Annotated in this window: 5 protein-coding genes and 1 pseudogene; 1 reads left to right on the forward strand and 5 read right to left on the reverse strand. The window is 54.9% G+C overall.

Annotated elements, in window-relative coordinates; all coding sequences use genetic code 11:
- The 5 genes and pseudogenes from B3M53_RS09730 to B3M53_RS09745 form a co-directional block, all read right to left on the reverse strand.
- Nucleotides 1-881 (reverse strand): sensor histidine kinase (locus B3M53_RS09730; protein ID WP_286800255.1); only part of this gene is annotated, 881 nt, incomplete at its 3' end.
- A 59-nt stretch (nucleotides 882-940) separates the two neighbouring features.
- The gene (locus tag B3M53_RS09735) at nucleotides 941-1,612 is read right to left on the reverse strand and encodes a response regulator transcription factor (protein WP_286800257.1); all 672 of its coding nucleotides are present in this window, start codon (nucleotides 1,610-1,612) and stop codon (nucleotides 941-943) included.
- A gap of 241 nt (nucleotides 1,613-1,853) precedes the next feature.
- A pseudogene (locus B3M53_RS14705) lies at nucleotides 1,854-1,970 on the reverse strand (IS6 family transposase); the annotation flags it as partial.
- 112 nt (nucleotides 1,971-2,082) lie between these two features.
- Nucleotides 2,083-2,571, reverse strand: a complete 489-nt coding sequence (locus B3M53_RS09740; protein WP_286800258.1) for a hypothetical protein — start codon at nucleotides 2,569-2,571, stop codon at nucleotides 2,083-2,085.
- Nucleotides 2,572-2,580: 9 nt separating this feature from the next.
- Nucleotides 2,581-3,138, reverse strand: coding sequence for a hypothetical protein (locus tag B3M53_RS09745; RefSeq protein ID WP_160093021.1), 558 nt, complete (start codon nucleotides 3,136-3,138; stop codon nucleotides 2,581-2,583).
- 467 nt (nucleotides 3,139-3,605) lie between these two features.
- Between B3M53_RS09745 and B3M53_RS09750 the strand changes: the two genes are divergently transcribed.
- A partial coding sequence (locus tag B3M53_RS09750; protein ID WP_286800260.1) for a hypothetical protein occupies nucleotides 3,606-4,455 on the forward strand: 850 nt, incomplete at its 3' end.

Raw genomic sequence — 4,455 nt, forward strand, 5'->3', positions numbered from 1 at the left:
CGGCAGGTTTCAAGCTCGCCGTCATGAGCTTCTGCGATCCGGTCAGCAATCGCCAGCCCCAAGCCAGCGCTGCCCGAAGCGCCCTGATCCGCCCGGACTCCGCGCGCCTTGAAGCGCTCAAGCGAGGGGGCATCCAGGCCGGCGCCGCCATCCAGCACCGCGACTTGCGCCCCGGGGCCCGCTCGTACGACAACTTCTCCGCCAGCGGGGGTTTCACGCAAAGCGTTGTCCACCAATGTTCTCAGAGCGCTGGCGAGCGCCTCCTCAAGACCGCAAATCCGGACCGATCCCGCATCTTCATAGGAAAGCGATTTTCCGTCATGGATGGCGCGGGGCGCAAGATCGGCGACAACACGCTTACTGAGTGCAGCCAGATCAACCGGATTTTGGCCGCCTGGATTATTGGATCGGGCGAGCAGTAGAAGCTGGTCAATCAGTGCAGACAGTGAATGGACCTGCGTCTTCAAGGCAGAAGCGGTGTCCCGGGGCAGGCGATCGAGCTCCAGAGCCAGAATCGAAAGCGGCGTCTTGAGCTCATGCGCAGCGTCTGCCGCGAAAGCTTCTTGCTGGCGCGCATGGCGGTCCAAACGGTCTGTCAAACGGTTGACCGCCTCAGCGAAAGGGTGAATTTCGCGTGGCAGCGCCTCGAGCGGCGCCTGAAAGGCTTCGCCGCGCGTGCTGGCTTCATTGGCGAGATCCGCCACCGTCTTGAGCCGTCGCGTCGCTGCATTGATCACAAGGATGCTCCCCGCCATGGACAGCCCGACAAACACCAGCAGCGGGATCACCACATGCTCCACGATCTCGGTCAACGTGGCGTTCAGTGGCGGCGGAGTTTGGGAGAAAAACCCGTACTCCAATCCCACAAGCACAATAAGCACGACCGCGCCAAGGAGGGCGCTGATCACGAAACCCGATACCAACATGCGGCGCAAAGAGGTCAATTCGCCACCTCTCCGAGATAATAGCCCACGCCGCGGACCACATGGATCAGTCCACCCGCCCCAGCGTCTGCAAGGCGACGGCGCAGGCGAGACGCGGTGGCTTCCAGAGCATTCGCGCTAACAGCATCATCCCAGCTGTAAAGCGCGGTCTCGATCGCTTCTCGCGAGACCACTGCATCAGGTCGTTTCATCAGGACTTCAAGCAAGGCCGCTTCCCGACGCCCCAGGCGCAAGGGAGCGTCCTTGAACCGGGCCTCGCGCGCCGCCGGATCAAATGTCAGCTCTCCCACTTCGATCCGTGCAGGCTCTCGTGCGCCGGGCCGCCGCAACAAGGCGCGTAACCGGGCGGCGATCTCATCAGGATCTGCCGGTTTAACCATGTAGTCATCCGCCCCGGCGTCGAGGCCGATGATCCGCTCGCCCACACTGGCGCGCGCTGTGAGAACGAGCACCGGCGTATGAATGGCTGGCAAAGATTTAAGCCAATTCACCCCATCGCCATCCGGCAGGCCAAGATCCAATACAAGAACGTCATACGCAGTCACGGCGATGTGGTCCGCGGCGCTGGTCAAAGACCCCGCCACATCACAGCTAAATCCACGCCGGGTCAGCCCCTCTGCGAGCAATAATGACAGACGGTCATTATCTTCGATTATCAATACCCGCATCACACCATCCTACAGGGCGCACTGTAAAACGCGTATTGTGTGCAGACTAGCTGACGCGAACCTGACTTTGGCTATTTCCTGGAGGGAGCTGAGCACCACCCAGCTCATGATTGGAGCTGATCACGGTTTGCGCCCCACATAATCGATAAGGGCGGACATTACAGAATCCCCCATTCCTTTGTTGATGACGCTGTCATGGGCGCGCAGCGTCAGAACGTCCAAGCCTGACAGCTCACGACCTGGGCCCCAATCGGCCCCACCAGAACCGAGCCGTCATATGACTAATGTCGATGCTACGCTCGTGGAGCATATCTTCGAAGTTCGTCAGAGACAGCGGGAATCGGATACACGTCATCATCGCAAGGCGGATGATCTCAGGCGAGGTGTTGAAATATTAGAACGGGTTAGGGTCGGTATACATTTGAGCCGGTGCTTATCAAGCGCCAAATAGATTCTTTGGAGCAGCGCTTTTAGTCACTCCTCGAAGCGAGCGACCGGATTTTATCCGCCCGCGCACTAAAAGAGTTCGCAAACACCCTTCGAGCGGCATCCAGCTCAGCCTTAGCCAGATCACTGTCAGTTTTCTGCTCATCGATTCGCTTAATTTCATTGAGGTCGCGCGTCATTCCGTCGATCCCTTCCTCAACTTCGGACCTTACAAGCGCAGGCAGCCCATAAGCGTGATCCAACACCCAAGCACGCAGTTTGGAGGTCTCCTTTAAGGCTGATACTACCGAATCCGCTGACGCTTGTTCACCTAAGCCTGAATAACTCGCCTCAGAAACTTTCTGCGAAAGCGAGGCGCGAATATCCCGACGCTGAGTCTCAAAATTCTGTCTGACCTGCATCAGTTCCGGTCCGATGGCCTTCGCTGTAAGGAAGTTGCGACCAAGGACGAACGCTGAAACCAGAATGATTATGGCAATCACCCCAACAACAATGATGATTTCAATTCCCATGATACACTCCTACCCGATCCGGTCCGCCCAACAGTCTAGTGACTCATCGACTGCTCGCACCATTTCTTTCTCGAAAATGACAAATTTATCAGCCGCATCTAGTATTTCTTGGAGCATTCGTTCGAAGTCGGCTTTTGAAAATCTATCAACGTCTATTTTCTCCTTCGCACTCTGAAAGTGCTTTAGAATGCGCTTTCGAGCGCTCTGAGAGGACTTCAAAGCCCTCAACACTCGACCTCGTTTGCTGGGGTACAAAACGTGACGAATTATACGAAATATTTCTTGATTATGGTCATCTCGCGCCATCAGGTACTTTAGCAAATCAAAAAGTTGACTCGTGCTTTGTGGCGGCTCTACTAACAAATCTCCAGTATTTGGATTAAATACTTGTGGCCTTTGTGTACGCAAGGTCTGCCGGATACTATTCAGTTGCTGGATGCACTTTTCAACATATGCGGGATTCTTTGGAACAGAGACGCGTCTAATGACGATTCCCAAAAGTCCGATCAGCGCTGCGCCTATAACCCCAGCCAACCAAACAATATTGTAATTCTCTCCGAACGGCATCCTATCCCCTCCCAATACACGTTTTAGGATTGTGCATTTTGATCGTGAGAGAAACCCAAAAGTCGAATAACTGCGAACGAATGACTGGAAATTTCAACAGGGTGGCTAAACAGCAACTCATATTGAGCCCCCCCCAACTCGGTGCTTGGACGACAATCGGCAACCGATTCAATCGCTAGTCCCTTCGTCCCTACCGGGCCAACGTCGCCGAGAATCTGGCCGCCACCGAGGCGATCACGAACTCGACCTCCATCGACGGCATTGAAGTCAAGGCGCATCGCTCGGTCCATAGCGAAAAAAAGGGGGGGGGGCTTGGCTTCTTATCAGGCTTTCTGAATTTACTTGTCGGCCTGTAAGAGGGTTCTTAAGGTTTGAACGGTTTTGGGGAAAAATGAGCAATGCTTGGGCGAGGGGCTCTGGCTCTCGTTTGCCTATACGCCCCCTGAGACGTCACGCTGGGGGTTCTCATGAAAAATGACATTCATCCAAACCTTGTGCTCCAGATTGCGCGCATCTTAAAACAGGTGCGCGATCAAGGGCTTTTAAGCGAGCTCTGGCTCGAAAAAGAGCTTCAGGACGCCATCATCAACCGCCGCAAGTCTCACCCCAAAGAAGATGACGGGCTTTCAAAGGGTCGGGGTCTTTGGTCAAAGCTCTTCTCCAAACCCAAAACGGATGCGCATTACGCCAAGGCCTGCGCGGATATCTTGCGTGCTGAAGGTGACCTAAGCGCTCAGGATATTGAAAAAAGGATCGCACCGATTCTTGATAGCCGAACTGCGATCCTGGCGATTGTGCGCTATCTGGATCGAAATGGGTTTGGGGCGCTTGCGCTTCCCTTTGACCGCCTGGACGAAGACACATTTGAGAGCCTAGTCAACGCAGGGGTTTACCGTTTCGCTTATGGCCGATTTGGCGAGGTGGAATTTGAGCAGCAGCTTGTTTTCGGGCAAACAAGCGGCGTTTATGAGCTATTCTTGAAGGCTTCAGGATCTGGACTTTTAGAGCGGCGTCTTCTGGCTATTGCGGTTGATCAGAAGATAGCGGGCATCAGAGCCGTTGAGCTTTATCGCAAAGGCGATGAGCTCAGGCTTCGATCCGGACTGATCGCGCCCCGGATCGGGGTTCATTGCGTGCTGCTCTCTGATGAAGGCCATCCGCGTAAAGCCCAGGACCTCGTTCTTTCAATGATCAAGGACAAGGCTTCCCGTGAACAGATCGCTTCGCTTTTGGAAGACGCGTCACAACGGCCCACCGATCAATCCTGGCTCGAAATGCATCATCTGGGATTTTATAATCTTAGGAGTGATAGCGCAG

Origin of the sequence: Oceanicaulis sp. UBA2681, assembly GCF_002354675.1 — a bacterium.
In the GTDB taxonomy this organism is placed as follows: Bacteria; Pseudomonadota; Alphaproteobacteria; order Caulobacterales; family Maricaulaceae; genus Oceanicaulis; species Oceanicaulis alexandrii.

Bases quoted from the DNA above. Each gene is read 5' to 3' on its own strand.
- B3M53_RS09735 (WP_286800257.1), bottom strand. From the start codon at position 1,612: ATGCGGGTATTGATAATCGAAGATAATGACCGTCTGTCATTATTGCTC.
- B3M53_RS09740 (WP_286800258.1), bottom strand. From the start codon at position 2,571: ATGGGAATTGAAATCATCATTGTTGTTGGGGTGATTGCCATAATCATT.
- B3M53_RS09745 (WP_160093021.1), bottom strand. From the start codon at position 3,138: ATGCCGTTCGGAGAGAATTACAATATTGTTTGGTTGGCTGGGGTTATA.